Origin of the sequence: [Clostridium] symbiosum ATCC 14940, assembly GCF_000466485.1 — a bacterium.
Taxonomy (GTDB): domain Bacteria; phylum Bacillota; class Clostridia; order Lachnospirales; family Lachnospiraceae; genus Otoolea; species Otoolea symbiosa.
The window spans coordinates 1-15719 of the sequence record NZ_KE992996.1 but is presented as its reverse complement, the minus strand read 5'-3'; the positions used below and the strand labels follow the sequence as shown (position 1 = coordinate 15719).

Annotated in this window: 13 protein-coding genes; all 13 read left to right on the top strand. The window is 47.9% G+C overall.

The genetic code is table 11. The features are described 5' to 3' along the window. Positions 1–107 precede the first annotated feature (107 nt). The 13 genes from CLOSYM_RS17535 to CLOSYM_RS17475 all read left to right on the top strand — a co-directional run bounded on the left by CLOSYM_RS17535 (position 108) and on the right by CLOSYM_RS17475 (position 15691). Positions 108–1967, top strand: a complete 1860-nt coding sequence (locus tag CLOSYM_RS17535; RefSeq protein WP_009297881.1) for an ATP-dependent nuclease — start codon at positions 108–110, stop codon at positions 1965–1967. A gap of 229 nt (positions 1968–2196) precedes the next feature. Continuing rightward, the gene (yaaA, locus tag CLOSYM_RS17530) at positions 2197–3246 is read left to right on the top strand and encodes a peroxide stress protein YaaA (RefSeq protein ID WP_003498027.1); all 1050 of its coding nucleotides are present in this window, start codon (positions 2197–2199) and stop codon (positions 3244–3246) included. Positions 3247–3301: 55 nt separating this feature from the next. Beyond that, complete coding sequence (locus CLOSYM_RS17525) at positions 3302–4471, top strand: cation diffusion facilitator family transporter (RefSeq protein ID WP_021643142.1); 1170 nt, start codon at positions 3302–3304, stop codon at positions 4469–4471. 79 nt (positions 4472–4550) lie between these two features. Continuing rightward, positions 4551–6053 carry a metallophosphoesterase gene (locus CLOSYM_RS17520; protein WP_021643141.1) on the top strand — a complete coding sequence of 501 codons (1503 nt, stop codon included), beginning with the start codon at positions 4551–4553 and terminating at the stop codon, positions 6051–6053. 50 nt (positions 6054–6103) lie between these two features. Continuing rightward, complete coding sequence (locus CLOSYM_RS17515; protein ID WP_021643140.1) at positions 6104–6598, top strand: NUDIX hydrolase; 495 nt, start codon at positions 6104–6106, stop codon at positions 6596–6598. A gap of 82 nt (positions 6599–6680) precedes the next feature. After that, positions 6681–7784, top strand: a complete 1104-nt coding sequence (locus CLOSYM_RS17510) for a leucine-rich repeat protein (protein WP_044902750.1) — start codon at positions 6681–6683, stop codon at positions 7782–7784. A gap of 192 nt (positions 7785–7976) precedes the next feature. Then, complete coding sequence (locus CLOSYM_RS17505) at positions 7977–9011, top strand: LysR family transcriptional regulator (RefSeq protein WP_003498017.1); 1035 nt, start codon at positions 7977–7979, stop codon at positions 9009–9011. Continuing rightward, a complete protein-coding gene (locus CLOSYM_RS17500; RefSeq protein WP_021643138.1) occupies positions 8983–10326 on the top strand; it encodes a vWA domain-containing protein in 1344 nt (447 codons plus the stop codon). Before CLOSYM_RS17505 ends, CLOSYM_RS17500 begins: the two co-directional genes overlap by 29 nt. 29 nt (positions 10327–10355) lie before the next feature. Further along, positions 10356–10832, top strand: a complete 477-nt coding sequence (locus CLOSYM_RS17495; protein WP_044902747.1) for a pyridoxamine 5'-phosphate oxidase family protein — start codon at positions 10356–10358, stop codon at positions 10830–10832. 24 nt (positions 10833–10856) lie between these two features. Next, a complete protein-coding gene (locus tag CLOSYM_RS17490) occupies positions 10857–12392 on the top strand; it encodes an ATP-binding protein (RefSeq protein ID WP_021643136.1) in 1536 nt (511 codons plus the stop codon). 52 nt (positions 12393–12444) lie between these two features. After that, the gene (locus CLOSYM_RS17485; RefSeq protein WP_049943747.1) at positions 12445–14229 is read left to right on the top strand and encodes a metallophosphoesterase; all 1785 of its coding nucleotides are present in this window, start codon (positions 12445–12447) and stop codon (positions 14227–14229) included. Between the two features lie 7 nt (positions 14230–14236). After that, complete coding sequence (locus tag CLOSYM_RS17480; RefSeq protein ID WP_003498007.1) at positions 14237–15112, top strand: radical SAM protein; 876 nt, start codon at positions 14237–14239, stop codon at positions 15110–15112. Beyond that, a complete protein-coding gene (locus CLOSYM_RS17475; RefSeq protein ID WP_021643134.1) occupies positions 15113–15691 on the top strand; it encodes an EamA family transporter in 579 nt (192 codons plus the stop codon). Positions 15692–15719 lie beyond the last annotated feature (28 nt).

Genomic DNA, 15719 nt, shown 5'->3' with positions numbered 1-15719 from the left:
ACGCGTCCTCCCAACCTCAGTTAAATCTCCAATTACTATGGAAAGTCTATTTACAATATGTTAAAATATAGGAAATTTTGCATTAAACGGCCGAAAGGAGGCAAACCATGCAGCTTGTACGTCTCAGAATCAGAAATTACAAAGTGATACGTGATATGGAGATTTGTGATATCGAAAACGCTCTGATTCTGGTGGGAAAGAATAATACGGGTAAAACCTCGGTCCTTGATGCAATCCGGGTTGTATCAGGAGTGGAGGAGCTTACGAAAGCCGATTTTAATGAAGCAAAGCAGAATGTGGAAATCGAGGTGACTCTTGAGATTACGCCGGAGGATCGGAGAATGATGCACCGGGCCGGAATAGTGAGCCGGTATAAACGGTATGAAATCTGGGAAAATGATTTCTACCGGAAGCTTCCGTCCTGTAAGGGAGATTTGCTGGAATTTACCTATACGGCCAATTATGAGGGGACGGTCCGCTATACGGACGGGATAAAGAAAGATAACCCCTGCATCAGGGAAGTGCTTCCAAGACTGCATTATATTAATACGGCAAGGGAGCTTCAGGCCTTTCAGAATGATCTGCTGCTTTTCCATGATAACCGGATTATGAACCAGCTGCGCTCCGGCCGCTGTCTCTTTGATGCGGCTAAAGAGTGCAGACACTGCTTTCAGTGTATCGGACTGATCAACCAGAAAAAGCCGGAGGAACTGGATGCGGCGGAGACACGAAAGCTTCTGGAATATAAGCTGTATCAGTCAAATATGGGCGATCTTGTGGGACGCATCAATGACAATTTTCATAAAAACGGGGGATATGACGATATCCTCTATGAACTGCGCTGTGATATCGATCAGATGTTTCAGATTGAGGTGAAGACTTATAACAGCGAACGCAAAGAGGTGGATACGGTGGAGCATATGGGAAAAGGTATGCGGAGTATCTACATGCTGTCCCTGCTGGAAACATATATTGAGGGAGAGAACAGGATGCCGAGCATTGTCATTGTGGAGTATCCGGAGTTGTTTCTCCACCCACAGCTTCAGAAGGTATCCAGCGAGATTTTGTACCGGCTGTCCAAGAAGAATCAGGTTCTGTTCAGCACCCACTCCCCCCAGCTTCTTTTGAACTTCACCAACCGTCAGATCCGGCAGGTAGTATTGGATGATGAATATTACTCCATTATCAGGAGAAATACGGATATCGGAGAAATTCTCGATGATTTGGGATATGGGGCAGCCGATGCCATGAACGTCGATTTTGTATTCATCGTGGAGGGAAAGCAGGATAAGAGCCGCCTTCCGCTTCTCCTGGAAAAATACTATTCCGAGGTCCATGACAGTGACGGCACCCTTTCCAGGATCGCCATTATAACTACCAACAGCTGTACGAATATAAAGACGTACGCCAACTTAAAATATATGAACCAGGTCTATTTAAAGGACCAGTTCCTGATGATACGGGACGGTGACGGAAAAGATCCGGAGGAACTGGCCGGCGGGCTGTGCCGTTACTATGACGAACAGAATCTGAGGGATGTGGACGGACTGCCGCGCGTGACACGTAAGAATGTTTTAATTCTGAAATATTATTCTTTTGAAAATTATTTCCTAAATCCGGAGATTATGACAAAGCTTGGGATTGTGAAATCAGAAGAAGATTTTTATCATATTCTGTGGCAGAAATGGACAGAATATCTCGGACGGCTCCGTTCAGGAAAAAAATTTGTCCAGGCGCTGGGACACGAACCCGATTCGGAGGACGACCTGAAGCAGCATATGGAGCTGTTCAAGATCCATATGAGAGGCCACAACCTCTACGATATTTTTTACGGACGCTATAAAAAGAAGGAAAGGCAGATACTGAAGCAGTATATCGAACTGGCCCCCAGGGACGAGTTTTCCGACATACTGGATGGCATTGACAGCTTTCCTTATTTTGACAGCCGGAAAAAAATGCCGGAATGAAAGTTGCATTTCCGGAGAAAATCCATATAATAGATTATAGCCAAAGCAGAGGAAGGCAACAGTTACAGGGCAGGTTTTGTGATTCGTAACTGGCTACAGCGCATCCGGCCGATGCTTTAGATAGATACGAAGCTTTGTGGAAGTGCCGTCAGGCGCCCCGGAGCTTTGGGCGGTAACGGCACATTGCAAGGTGTTGTTACCGTTTACATACCCCGTCTGGAGGAAGAGGATGAATTACACATATCTTCTGCGCTGTGCGGATGATTCGCTTTACTGCGGATGGACAAACCATCTGGAACAGCGGATAAAGATGCATAATTCAGGGAAAGGCGCTAAATATACGAAGAGCAGGCGGCCGGTTGCCCTTGCCTACTTTGAGGCCTGGAATACGAAAGAGGAAGCCATGAAACGGGAGGCGGCAATTAAAAAGATGACAAAAAACAAGAAGGAGGCTCTGGCGGCGGAGCTTCGTATTATTATATCCCCTGCCAAAAAGATGCAGGTCAGGACAGATTATCTGCCCTGGAAAAACATGCCTGTTTTTTTGGACAGGACGCAGGTGCTGAAAGAAAAGCTGCAGTCCTATTCAGAGCAGGAATTGAAAAAGCTTTTTTCGGCAAATGATTCCATTACCCATGAAAATTACCTTCGCTACCGGGACATGGATCTGACCAGAAACCTGACACCCGCCGCACTTTCATATGTTGGGATCCAGTATCAATATATGGCTCCCCATCTGTTTTCAGAAGAACAGTGGCGGTACATAGGAAGACATCTGCGGATTCTGAGCGGCTTTTACGGAATCCTGAGAGCGGACGATGCGGTTGTTCCATACAGGCTTGAGATGCAGGCCAGGCTGGCGGCGGGAGGAGCCGGGGATTTATACGGATATTGGAAGGATGCAATATACAGAGAGCTGTACCGGCCTGACGGGGAATCCGGGAGGCGGTGTAAAGTTTTAAATCTTGCTTCAAAAGAATACAGCAAGGCGGTGGAACCGTGGCTGAAACCGGGGGACGAGTTTGTTACTTGTATATTTGGTACGCTTACAGACGGTAAGGTCAAGGTAAAGGCTACGGAAGCGAAGATGGCGAGGGGAGAGATGGTGCGTTTCCTTGCTGAGCAGAATGCCATGGGATTTGAGACGGTTAAACAATTCGACAGGCTGGGATTTTCCTATATGCCGGAGCTGTCTGATGAGAGCCGATATGTATTTATAGTAAATGACAAAAAAATTGACGTTTCCTATACTAAAAATAAGCAGGGGCATGTGAATTAGAGTAACAGTCCATGCTGTCTGAACCGTTACGAATTAAAACAGATGAGGATGAATAATGATAAAATTTTTAATAAAGCGGTTAATAAAAAATTCTGATAATGTGAAAGACCCTGCCGTGAGGCGAATGTACGGCACTCTGTGCAGCTCGGTGGGGATCGGCCTTAATATCTGCCTGTTTGCCGGAAAATATCTGGCCGGTGTTTTGAGCGGTTCCATTGCAATTATGGCTGATGCATTTAACAATCTGTCGGATGCCGGATCTTCCCTCATTACTCTGATAGGTTTCAAGTTCGCGGGGATGAAGCCGGATGCCGAGCATCCGTTTGGACACGGAAGGATTGAATACATATCGGGGCTTGCCGTATCGGCGGCGATTATCCTGATGGGGGTGGAGCTGGCAAAGTCTTCGGTTTCCAAGATTATCTCCCCGTCACCGGTGGATATGAGCATGATGTCGATCGCGATACTGGCGGTTTCCGTGTGCGTGAAGCTTTATATGTGCAGTTATAACCGATTCGTGGGAAAACAGATTGATTCAGCCGCCATGAATGCCACGGCCATAGACAGCCTGAGCGATGCGGTGGCAACCTCGGTTGTGCTTCTGGCGATGCTGGTTCTTAAATTTACCGGATTGAATGTGGACGGATGGTGCGGTGCAATGGTCGCTCTGTTTATCCTCTATGCCGGGTACAGCGCAGCGAAGGATACCTTAAGTCCGCTGCTGGGCCAGCCGCCGGAGGAGGAACTGATAAGCCAGATACGGGACATCACTCTGTCCCACCAGGAGATTGTGGGAATCCATGATCTGGTTGTGCATGATTACGGTCCCGGAAGACTGATGATATCGCTTCACGGGGAGGTGCCGGGGGACGGCAATATATTTGAACTTCATGATGTCATAGACCAGGCTGAGAAGGAGCTGAAAGACAAACTGGGCTGCGACGCGGTCATTCATATGGATCCTATCGCAACCGACGATGAGGAGGTTAACATAACCAGGCGGAGCGTTGCGGAACTCTGCAAAGATATCCATGAGGACTTGAGCATCCATGATTTCAGAATGGTGAAGGGACCGACCCATACAAATCTGATATTCGATGTGGTAATACCGTTTGCCCTGAAGCTGTCGGATAAAGAGGTCACAGATGAAATACGGAAACGGATAAGCCAGAAATGGGATAATTATTATGCGGTGATAGAGGTTGATCACAGTTATGTACTGTAGGAAATGGTTTGTTACGGTTTACAAACAGCAACAATGGTTTCGGAGAGGGCCGCATCATACATGAGAAGGAGAAAGTCGGATGAAAAGGTACAGGAAGTGGGCGGCAGTTTTAGCTGCCCTGTGTATGATGGGGACGGCGGGATGTGCATCTCAGACTTCGGATGTTCCTTCTGAACAGCCGGGAAGCGAAAGTCTGACGGAACCGGTGAGTCAGGAGACGCAGGAAATTATCCCTGAAAGCAGCAGGGAAGAAGCCCCATCCGGCAGCCGGCCCGGAGGAAAGGAAACGCAGCCGGAGAGTACGGAGGAGACGAGGGAGACATTGCCTGATGACCCCGATACTTTCGTTCAGCAAAAGATTATTGTGGCAACGGATATCCATTATCTGGCGGAGGAGCTGGCGGGAAACAGGTGCCAGAGCTTTATGTCTTCCGTTGAATCCGGGGACGGCCGTGTACTTCAGTACGGCTGGGAGATTCTGGATGCCTTTATCGATGATGTAGTGGAACAGAAACCGGATCTGGTCATCCTCACCGGAGATTTGACAATGAACGGAGAAAAGCAAAGCCATGAGGAACTGGCGCAAAAGCTGGAGACTCTGAGCGAAAATGGAATAGAGGTGGCGGTAATTCCCGGAAACCACGATATCAACAATCCGTATGCGCGGAAGTTTACTTCGGACGGTACTGTAAAGACCGATAGCATAACGGCGGACGAATTTGCCCAAATCTACTCGGATTTTGGGTATGTGGCGGCCGACACCCGGGATCCCGCATCGCTGAGCTATCTTTACAAGCTGGACGATTATTACTGGCTTTTAATGCTGGATTCCTGCCAGTATGATCCGGTCAACCGCGTTGGGGGCATGATTCGCGGGGAGACCTATGACTGGATGGAAAAACAGCTTGAGTCGGCCTGGGAGGAAGGCGCCCAGGTTATCACGGTATCCCATCACAATCTTCTGGATCAGAGCGGGGTCAGCAGGGAGTTCTATGACGACTGCACCATCGAACACAACGAGGAAATGATCCGTATGCTGTACGATTACGATGTCCGGCTTCATCTGAGCGGTCATCTCCATCTGCAGCATTATAAAGAAGATGAAGATAACGGAATCAGCGAGATTGTTACAGGCTCTCTGGTGATGGCCCCCTGTCATTACGGAGTTTTGAAAATCTGGAACAGCGGAGATATTGAGTACAATGCTAAATCGGCGGATGTAGACGGATGGGCAAAAAGAAATTCATATAAAAACTGCGATTTGGCTGATTTTAGGACCTTCAGTGAGCGGTTTTTAAACCAGGTTACATACAGGAATGCAGTTCTGGACCTCAGAAAGCATACGATGGAACGCAGACTGTTTTTCAGTGATGAAAAAATTGATGAAATGGCCAGATTTTATGCGAAACTCTGCGTATACTACTACGGTGGGAGGATGTTTGAGATTGCCGATTCGGTACAGAACGAAAAAGCGTATGAATACTGGACTTCAATTGATTACGTGAGTGATCTGAGCGATTTTCTGAGGAATATACTCGAGGATGATGCGAAAGATTTTTCTCACCTGACGATTCACTATTGACGCCCGGGAACCGGCGGACAGGCAATTCAGAAAAGAGGAAGGCATAGTTTATGCAGGACAGGAAAAAATCAGAGCTGACAACGCTCTGCTATATAGAAAAGGACGGCAGCTATCTGATGCTGCACCGTGTGAAAAAGGACAAGGATGTAAATAAGGATAAATGGATCGGCGTGGGCGGCCATTTTGAGAAAAATGAAAGCCCGGAGGAATGCCTGCTCCGGGAAGTGAAGGAAGAGACGGGGCTGACGCTGACCTCCTGGAAGTTCAGGGGGATCCTTACCTTTATTGCCGAGGGATGGCCGATGGAGTATATCTGCCTTTTCACTGCCGACGGATATACGGGAGAGCTAAAAGCGTGTGACGAGGGTACGCTTGAATGGGTCAAAAAAGAAGATGTGTTCAAGCTGAACCTCTGGGAGGGAGATAAAATTTTTCACCGGCTCCTGCTTGAGAGGGAAGACTTTTTTTCGCTGAAGCTTCACTACGACGGGAATGAACTGAAGGAATGGGTTCTGGACGGAGAAGGTAAGAGCAGTACTCTTTGATATGGACGGTAAAGCCGGGGCTTTATGAGCTGATTTCCTGCCTGAAGGGTATAATCGATTTTCTGGAACGGAGATTATGAGAATGGGACTCAAATGCCTATATAAAGAAAACGGAGATTCTGTAACAATACTAAGATGCTATGGGGAGTACGGCCGGATTGTACTCCCTGAGTCTATTAACGGAAAAAAGGTGACGGAGCTGGGAGACTATATATTCTCAGAGGATATGCGGCACAAGCCGGAGGGGAAAATATGGACGGAGAACGGCACTTCGGAGGAACGCTGCGCAGATGAAAACACGGCGGCCTGCGGTTCCCGCGTCCGGGAGATATGCCTTCCGTCTACAATAAAGAAAATCGGCAGGTATGCATTTTATAACTGCTACAGCCTTAAAAAGCTTGCCATGTTCTCCACAGCCGTAGATATTGGTGCCGGAGCTTTTAACGGCTGCCGTCAAATCGATGAGCTGACAATCGGTGTGATTAAAGGGGAGCGCTCTTGCCTGAAAGAGGTTTTGGCAGAGCTGAATGAATCGCTGACGGTTTTTTACCGGCAGTATGAGAAGAGCGGGGATGGGGAACTGAAATGCACCGGCAGGGCGCAGCTTTTGTTTCCCGTTTTTTATGAGGAGGCTGTGGAGAATACGCCGGCCAGAATCCTGGAAACTCATGTTCATGGCTGCGGTCACCGCTACCGCTATGCATTTGAAGGAACGGAATTTAAGTTCAGGGAATATGACAGTCTTTTTATTCATGCCAGAGCCCAGGAATCCCCGCAGCAGGCGGCAGTCCTGGCTCTCGGCCGTCTGCGGTATCCTCTGGAGCTTTCACAGGAAGCCAGCGTGATGTATCGTGAATATCTGGTGCAGCATCCTGTAGAAGCCGCTGCCTGTCTCCTGAAAAATGACAGCATGGATGACTGGAGATGGTTTGTCGGTGAATTTACGCCGTGTGGGGAAAAAATGATAAAGGTTGAGCACGCAGCTGCGGGTTGTTTGGGGAACGAGGGTTATGCAGTGCGTGCTCGCGAGGAATATTCCGATATAAAGAAACCGGTTTTGGGGAAAACCGGCTTTGCTAAACTGATTGAAGCCTCAAACCAGGCAGAATGTACGGAAGTCACAAGCTTTCTGATGGATGCGTCTTACCGGGCCTATCCTCCGGAGAGGAAAAGGTTTGAGTTATAAAGCCGAAAAAAATAATTCAATTGTTTTCTTTAGCTTGATTATATAACATGGTTCGTATATAATCAAATTTATATAACAAAATAATAGTTATTAATTTTTTATTATAAAGGATGGGCATCGCAGTCTGCAGTTTTTTGCAGGTTACGTCAACCGGTAAAGTAACAGGAAAAGAACGGTAAAACAGGAGGAACGATGTTTGACGGTAAGGAATACGTATATGCTGTTTACGAAGAAAAAAGTTTTTCAAAAGCGGCGCAGAAGCTGTATATCACACAGCCGGCCCTGAGTACGGCGATTAAGAAGGTGGAGAAAAAGATTGGAAGTCCGATATTTGACAGAAGTACCTCGCCAATCGGGCTGACGCCCAGCGGAGAGGTCTATATTGACGCCATTGAGAAGCTTTTTGCACTGGAACAGAATACCATTAATCAATTAAATAATTTAAACGGGCTTCTGACCGGGAAATTGTCCATCGGCGGAACCATATTTTTTACCTCCTTTATATTGCCGGGAATCCTCGGAGAGTTTTCGAGAAAATATCCCCAGATTAAAATCGAGCTGATTGAAGGAACCACCTCCCAGCTTACGGATAAGCTGATGGGTGAGGAGCTTGACTTGATTATCGACAATTCTGAGCTGGATGATAAGAATTATGAGAAGTATTATTATAACACGGAGCGGATTATCCTGGCTGTTCCGAAAGAGTTTGAAATCAATAAGGAACTGAAGGAGTATCAGCTTACTTCGGCCGACATCAGGAACCGGCTTCACAGAGACGATGATTTCCCGGCTCTGCCTCTGCCTCTTCTCAAGAACACGCCGTTTATTTTCGTAAAAGAGGAAAACAGCATCTATAAACGCGGCGTCAAGATGTGCAGCCGCCAGAATTATACGCCGAACATAACACTGAAGCCGGATCAGGTGGTATCAGCCTTCAATATGGCCGGAAAGGGAATCGGAGCGACATTTATCCCGGATGCCCTGGTTGAAAGCCTGTCCTATGAGGTTCCGCTGTGTTACTATAAGATGGAAGAATCACTGGCCGTACGGCAGGTTTATTTTTATAAGAAACGGAATAAATACCTGACCAAGACCATGGAGGAGTTTATCCGCGTGGCGGTAGGAGATGAAGGGTTTCAGAAAGTAAGGGAGGCCAGAGAGAAAGAAAATCAGGAGAAGAAAAGTCAGGAGAAGAGATATGGAGCGAAAAACACCGGCAGCCTGTGAGCAGGAAAAGGCGGAGAAACTGGTTTCTGTCTGCCGTGAAATACTGTTGAATGCCAGAAACGAGCTGTATCTGAACCTGCGTTTTATGGATGCAGCCTTAAGCTCCCTGAATTTCGTACCTGATTTTACCGCAGAGGGGGCAGGGACAGACGGTTATCATTACACTTACCAGCCTGACTTTCTGGCCGGCAGGTTTATGGCCGGCCGCGTCCTTGTGAACCGGCTGTACTTTCACTCGGTCCTGCACTGTGTATTTGTCCATATGGATACAAGAGGCAAGAGGGAAGAAGGACTGTGGAATCTGGCATGTGACATCGCCGTGGAATATCTGATGGATTCCATGGATATGAAATGCCTTCACCGTCCCCAGACCCCTGCCAGAAGAGAATGTTATCTGCGCCTGAAAGAAAAGAACGGGGTAATGAATGCCCAGAGTATTTACCGCTGCCTCCAGGAGGAAAAACTTCCGGAGGGGCGGTATCTTGCGCTTATGGCCGAATTTTATGCGGATAACCATTCTTATTGGACGGATGAGAATGACAGGCCCCGGATGGCATCGGACCGGAAAAACAAATGGGACGGAATGCGTGAGACGATGGAGACGGAGATGGAGACATTTTCCAAAAAGGCATCGGACGAGGCGGGAGAACTGTCCAGGCAGGTCAGGATAGAAAACAGGGAACAGTATGATTACAGAGAGTTTCTGAGAAAATTTTCCGTTATGCGGGAAACGGTACAGATTGACACGGACGCGTTTGATTATATATATTATGATTACGGACTGCGGACTTACGGGAATATGCCCCTGATCGAGCCTCTTGAGACAAAGGAGGTAAAGAAGATAGAGGAATTTGCTGTGGTGATCGACACCTCCATGTCCTGTTCGGAGGAACTGGTAAGGCGTTTCCTGGAACAGACGTATACTGTCCTCAGTGAAGCGGAAAGTTTTTTTACAAAGATGAACATACATGTGATACAATGTGATGAAAAGATACAAAGCGATCATATCATCTCTTCGGCGGAGGAGCTGGCGGATTATATGGAACACATGGAGATACTGGGAGGCGGCGGGACAGATTTCAGGCCGGCATTTCAGTATGTGGATTCCCTGATTCAGAAAAAGGCCTTTACCGGTCTTAAGGGACTTATCTATTTTACGGACGGATATGGGATGTTTCCCGTAAAGATGCCGTCATATGATACCGTATTTGTATTTATGAGAGATGACTACAGTGACGCGGACGTTCCCTCCTGGGCGATGAAGCTGATTCTCGGCCCGGAGGAGCTTGATAACGGCGGCACAGGCGCGGTTTAGCAGAATTGGAAGAGAAGGAGGAGAACGGGATGAGGAGAAATGACAGAGCGGTTGTGGAGCAGGAACGGATTTTAGCAATGGTGAAGAAATGCAGCGTATGCAGTCTTGCATTTGCCGGCGGTGCATTCCCTTATGTGATCCCTTTGAATTTTGGTGAAAAGGCAGCAGATGGAAAAACTGTGCTTTATTTCCACGGGGCCGGGGAAGGAATAAAATTTGAGAGACTGAGGGAGGATAACAGGGTCGCGTTTTCCATGTATGCGACAGAAGAGCTTGTCTTGAAAGAACCGGCCTGCGCTTCGACAATGCTGTATGAAAGCGTCTGCGGCACAGGAAGAGCTTTTGTAGTAGAGGGTACGGAGGAAAAGACAGAAGCTCTGACAGCTATTATGCGCCATTATGATAAGAATAAGAAGGAATTTGAGTTTAGTATAAAAGCTGTGGAAAAAACGACGGTCATCCGGCTGGAAGTGGAAGAGATGACAGGGAAGACAAACCGTTGTTAATCAGGATGAGCAGGTGAAACAGAGATGAATATCAAGAGGGCTAAGGAAGAAATTAAAAACTGCATAGAAGCATATCTTTTAAAAGATGGGCATGGGGAATACGTGCTTCCGGCTGTCAGGCAGAGGCCGGTTCTTCTGATGGGCCCTCCCGGAATCGGTAAAACCCAAATCATGGAACAGATTGCGAGAGAATGCCAGGTTGGGCTGGTATCCTATACGATTACCCACCATACGAGGCAGAGCGCCATCGGTCTTCCTTATATTGTGGAGAAAGAATACGGAGGACGGCCGTGTTCCGTGACGGAATATACCATGAGCGAGATCGTTGCAGCCATCTATGACAAGATGGAGGAGACGGGACTTCGGGAAGGGATTCTTTTTATTGATGAAATCAACTGTGTCTCGGAGACGCTGGCACCGATGATGCTGCAGTTTTTACAGAACAAGACTTTTGGCAGCCACCGGATTCCCGGCGGCTGGATTATTGTGACGGCCGGAAATCCGCCGGAATATAACAAATCCGTCAGGGAATTTGATATTGCAACGCTGGACAGAATTAAAAAAATTGATGTGGAAGCCGATTATGCAGTCTGGAAGGAATATGCGGTCATGACCGATATCCATCCTGCCGTGACGGCATACCTGGAAGCGAGGCCGGAGCATTTTTATAAAATTGAAACGACTGTGGATGGGAAGCGGTTTGCCACGCCCCGAGGGTGGGAGGATCTCGCCCGTTTTCTGGAAATATATGAAAAACTGGGAAAAACGGTTGACAGGGACGTGATATATCAGTATATTGAACATCCGGGTATCGCAAAGGATTTTGCCAACTATCTGGAGCTTTACGGGAAATATAAGACAGATTATCAGATAGAGCGGATTCTGTCCGGAAAGCCGGACGGGGAGATGATTCGCCGCGTGGCGGCCGCATCCTTTGATGAACGATTCAGCGTTCTCAGCCTGATTTTAGCCCATCTGAACGGAAAGTTCCGGGAGATTTGGATGAAAGAGCAGTATCTGGGACTTCTGAAGGAAGAGCTGGAGAAATTCAGGCAGATGACAACAGAAGCGCCCCGGACAGAGAATCCGGACGGCGCAGACCCTGCCGGCCTGTTAAAAGAGCTTGCGGCCGGGATGAACAGCCGTCTGGAAAAGAAGCGGAAAGCCGGATTGACAGGGAAAAAAGAAGAATATCTGATGCGGGACGTGTCGGAAAAACTGGAGGATTACGCTCTGGCAATGGAGAAAGAACCTTTGTCCTCCCTGCAAGATGGTTTTTTGAAGGCCAGGGAGCTTTTCGCGGCAGAGGTAAGTGAATATGAAAGCTTGTCTGAGGAAGCCCTGAGGATGCTGGAGCACGGATTTGATTTTATGGAAGCGGCCTTTTCGGCGGGCCAGGAGATGGTCATTTTTGTGACGGAGCTGAATACAAATTACTACAGTGTGAACTTTTTGAGAGAAAACAGATGTGAGCGTTATTTTGAATACAATAAAAACCTCCTGTTTGAGGACAGGGAAAAACAGTTGTTTAATGCTTTGCAAAGGACGGCAGAGCTTTAAACTCTCCGGAGTAAACGACGTTTAAGCAGCTGATAAGAGGACTTGATATAGAATGAGAAGATGGAGAAACATGCTGCGGTTCCTAGCCCGGCTCAAAGCCGCAGTCTGGCGGATCGTAACACATGCGCAGCCCGGCAATAATAAAAATCACAGTGTGGCGCCGCGCACCCCGGGAGCTTCGCGTAAAAAACGCCCCAAAACATCCGGCGGCACGGCGCGTCACGTTTCGCCGCGCATGCCGGCTGCTGAAAGTAACCGTAAAATGTCTCTGCTTGTTTATGCGGCAGAGATATTACTGCTTTTTGCGGTGATTGCACTGGTTGTACGTTTTATTCCCGATTTCAGTAAAAAGGGCGCGGGAGAATCTACATATGAAAGCAGTGAGGAGCAGACGAAAGAAAAAGAAAATCCGAAGGAGAGCAGCGCGGCCCAAGACACTTCGAAACCTGATGAGGACAGCGGAGGAGACGCTGCTTTGGATGGCGCAAAAATACAGAAAGCAAAACGGCCGTCCCGTCCGGTAACGGAGGAGAGTGAGCCTGCAGAGGAAGAGAAGCCATATGTCCCTCCTACAATGATTGTGGCTTCGGATTTACATTACCAGTCCCCTAAAATGACGGATTTCAGAGAGTCACTGGATACTTATACGGAATGGAACGACGGGACGGTGGTGCCTTATCTCGATGTGATTGCCGACGCTTTTCTGGAAGAGGTCATGATGAAAAAACCGTCGGTCCTGATCCTGAGCGGAGATATCTCCCAGAATGGTGAGAAGGTAAACCACCAGGAGCTGGCAAAGAAACTGAAACAGGTACAGGATGCCGGAATCCCCGTACTCGTAATTCCGGGCAACCATGATATCAACCATCCCTGGGCCGCCTCCTACTTCGATAATAAGAAGGAAGAGGCGAAGGGTACGACCCCAAGTGAATTTTATGAAATTTACCATGAATTTGGCTATGATCAGGCATCTTCCAGAGATGAAGACTCCCTGAGCTACCTGTACAGGCTGGATGAACATTATTGGATTATGATGCTGGACTCCTGCATTTATGAGCCTGTACACGAGACCGGAGGCAGAATAAAAAAAGAGACGCTGGCCTGGATGGATAGACAGCTTGAGGAAGCCAAAGAGGCCGGGGCCATGGTGATTCCTGTGGCGCATCACAATCTCTTGAAGGAAAGTACGCTTTATCCGGAAGAATGTACGCTGGAAAACAACAGGGAAGTGATCGATTTGCTGGAAGAATACCATTTACCTGTATACATAAGCGGGCATCTTCATCTTCAGAGGATCAAGAAGAATGTCAGGGGACCATTGGAGGAAGGGGAGTACGGAATCTATGAAATAGTGTCGTCATCGCTTGCGATTCCTCCCTGCCAGTATGGAATAATTAACTGGACAAATGACGGCAGTTTCCGTTATCATACAAAAGAGGTGGATATATCGGGATGGGCAGAGCGTTATCAGGAAGAAGATCCCAATCTGCTGAATTTTAAAGAGTACAGCAGCCAGTTCCTCGTGGATATTATCAGTAACCAGACATTTAAAGGGCTGGAATCAATACCGGATGAAAGAAAGAGGGAGATGGCACAGCTTTACGGCGATTTAAACAGCGCGTACTGCTCGGGAAAACCAATCAATGCTGCCAGGATAAAGAGCAGCCGGACTTATTTTTACTGGGAACGTTATCTGGGAACAAGCAAATGGTTTGACCGCTTAAGCGCAATACTGAAGGATACGAAGAAAGACCACAATTCGCTGAGCCTGAAAGCAGGAAAGGATTTTCCTGCATGGCTGCCGGCAGAATCCGGGTTGAATATGAATAAGGAGTGAAGATAGAATGAAATATGAAGGCGTTGTATACAGACCCCCCAGCGAAGCCAGGAGCCTGATCGTTCAGGTGACGATAGGGTGTGCGCATAATACCTGCACATTCTGCAATATGTATAAGGATAAACAATTCAGGGTGCGTAAGATGGAAGAAATCATGGCTGATTTACAGGAGGCCCACGACGCCTATGCAGCCTACGTCCAGAAGGTATTCCTGGCGGACGGTGATGCCCTGATTATGAAAACAGAGGATCTGCTGACGATTCTGGCGGCGGTTAAAGAACTGTTCCCGAGGGTGACGAGAGTGGCCGCCTACGGGACTGCCCAGGATATACTCAGAAAATCGGAAGAAGAGCTGCGCCTGTTAAAAGAGGCAGGCCTGGGGATTGTCTATGTGGGAGCGGAGACAGGAGATGATGAAATCCTTGAATACATCCACAAGGGAGTCACCGCAGGGGAAGTAATCGCAGCCGGACAGAAATTAAAACGGTGCGGCATTGCAACCTCGGTAACGCTGATATCCGGGCTTGGCGGAAGGAAAAAGGTTAAAGAGCATGCTCTTTCCTGTGCAAAGCTGATCACGGAGATGAACCCGGAATATGCCTCTTTTCTGACCCTGCGCCTGTATGAGGGAACTCCGATGTACGAAGACGTGGTGGAGGGCCGTTTCGAGCGGATTACGGCCGATGAAATTATGGATGAGATGAAAATTTTCCTGGAAAATGTGGATTCACCGGGAACGGTATTCCGTACGAACCATGCGTCAAATTATGTCGTTCTGGCGGGAACGCTTAATGAAGATATCCCCGAAATGATGAGGACCCTTGAGGACGCAAAACAGAGCCGTCATTACAGAAGATTCAGAGAGACAGGAGATTTATTATAAATGATTTACCTGATACTGGCAGCTCTCTGCAGCGCCTCGATGGCCGTTGCGCTGCGCCTGAGCGAGGGATACAGCAGCAATAAATATGCAATTTTGACGGGAAATTATGTGACATGTACGTTTATAGCGTATATACTGCTGCCGGAAAAGCGGATTTTACCGTCCCTGACGAATCTGTTCCGGGCGGGAGCGGAGGCTGGTGCAGAGACCGCCATGATGACTGCGGTACTGGCCGGTATAATTAACGGAGTGTTCTTTTTGGGAATGCTTCTGCTTTTGCAGTACAGTATTAAAAAGAATGGAGCAGTGTTATCTTCGGCTTTTGCCAAGCTGGGGATTATGCTGCCTGTGGCAGCCAGCGTTCTGTTCCTGAACGAGAGACCCACGCTCCTCCAGACAGCCGGAATGCTGCTGGTGGCAGCCGCTATTTTAGTGATCAACCTGGAAAAAGGAAAGGGAGGGGCATCTTCAAAAATGCTCCTCCTAGTGTTGTTCTTATTCAGCGGAATGGGCGACGGGATGGCAAAGGTGTTTGAACGTATCGGAGAACGACGGTTTGACGCCCTGTTTTTATTTTAGGCTCTTTGTCAATAGTTGGGGTGGGATT

What these genes read in the sequence shown, in the direction of transcription:
- CLOSYM_RS17535 (WP_009297881.1), top strand. Translation starts at nt 108, where the DNA reads ATGCAGCTTGTACGTCTCAGAATCAGAAATTACAAAGTGATACGTGAT.
- yaaA (WP_003498027.1), top strand. Translation starts at nt 2,197, where the DNA reads ATGAATTACACATATCTTCTGCGCTGTGCGGATGATTCGCTTTACTGC.
- CLOSYM_RS17525 (WP_021643142.1), top strand. Translation starts at nt 3,302, where the DNA reads ATGATAAAATTTTTAATAAAGCGGTTAATAAAAAATTCTGATAATGTG.
- CLOSYM_RS17520 (WP_021643141.1), top strand. Translation starts at nt 4,551, where the DNA reads ATGAAAAGGTACAGGAAGTGGGCGGCAGTTTTAGCTGCCCTGTGTATG.
- CLOSYM_RS17515 (WP_021643140.1), top strand. Translation starts at nt 6,104, where the DNA reads ATGCAGGACAGGAAAAAATCAGAGCTGACAACGCTCTGCTATATAGAA.
- CLOSYM_RS17510 (WP_044902750.1), top strand. Translation starts at nt 6,681, where the DNA reads ATGGGACTCAAATGCCTATATAAAGAAAACGGAGATTCTGTAACAATA.
- CLOSYM_RS17505 (WP_003498017.1), top strand. Translation starts at nt 7,977, where the DNA reads ATGTTTGACGGTAAGGAATACGTATATGCTGTTTACGAAGAAAAAAGT.
- CLOSYM_RS17500 (WP_021643138.1), top strand. Translation starts at nt 8,983, where the DNA reads ATGGAGCGAAAAACACCGGCAGCCTGTGAGCAGGAAAAGGCGGAGAAA.
- CLOSYM_RS17495 (WP_044902747.1), top strand. Translation starts at nt 10,356, where the DNA reads ATGAGGAGAAATGACAGAGCGGTTGTGGAGCAGGAACGGATTTTAGCA.
- CLOSYM_RS17490 (WP_021643136.1), top strand. Translation starts at nt 10,857, where the DNA reads ATGAATATCAAGAGGGCTAAGGAAGAAATTAAAAACTGCATAGAAGCA.
- CLOSYM_RS17485 (WP_049943747.1), top strand. Translation starts at nt 12,445, where the DNA reads ATGAGAAGATGGAGAAACATGCTGCGGTTCCTAGCCCGGCTCAAAGCC.
- CLOSYM_RS17480 (WP_003498007.1), top strand. Translation starts at nt 14,237, where the DNA reads ATGAAATATGAAGGCGTTGTATACAGACCCCCCAGCGAAGCCAGGAGC.
- CLOSYM_RS17475 (WP_021643134.1), top strand. Translation starts at nt 15,113, where the DNA reads ATGATTTACCTGATACTGGCAGCTCTCTGCAGCGCCTCGATGGCCGTT.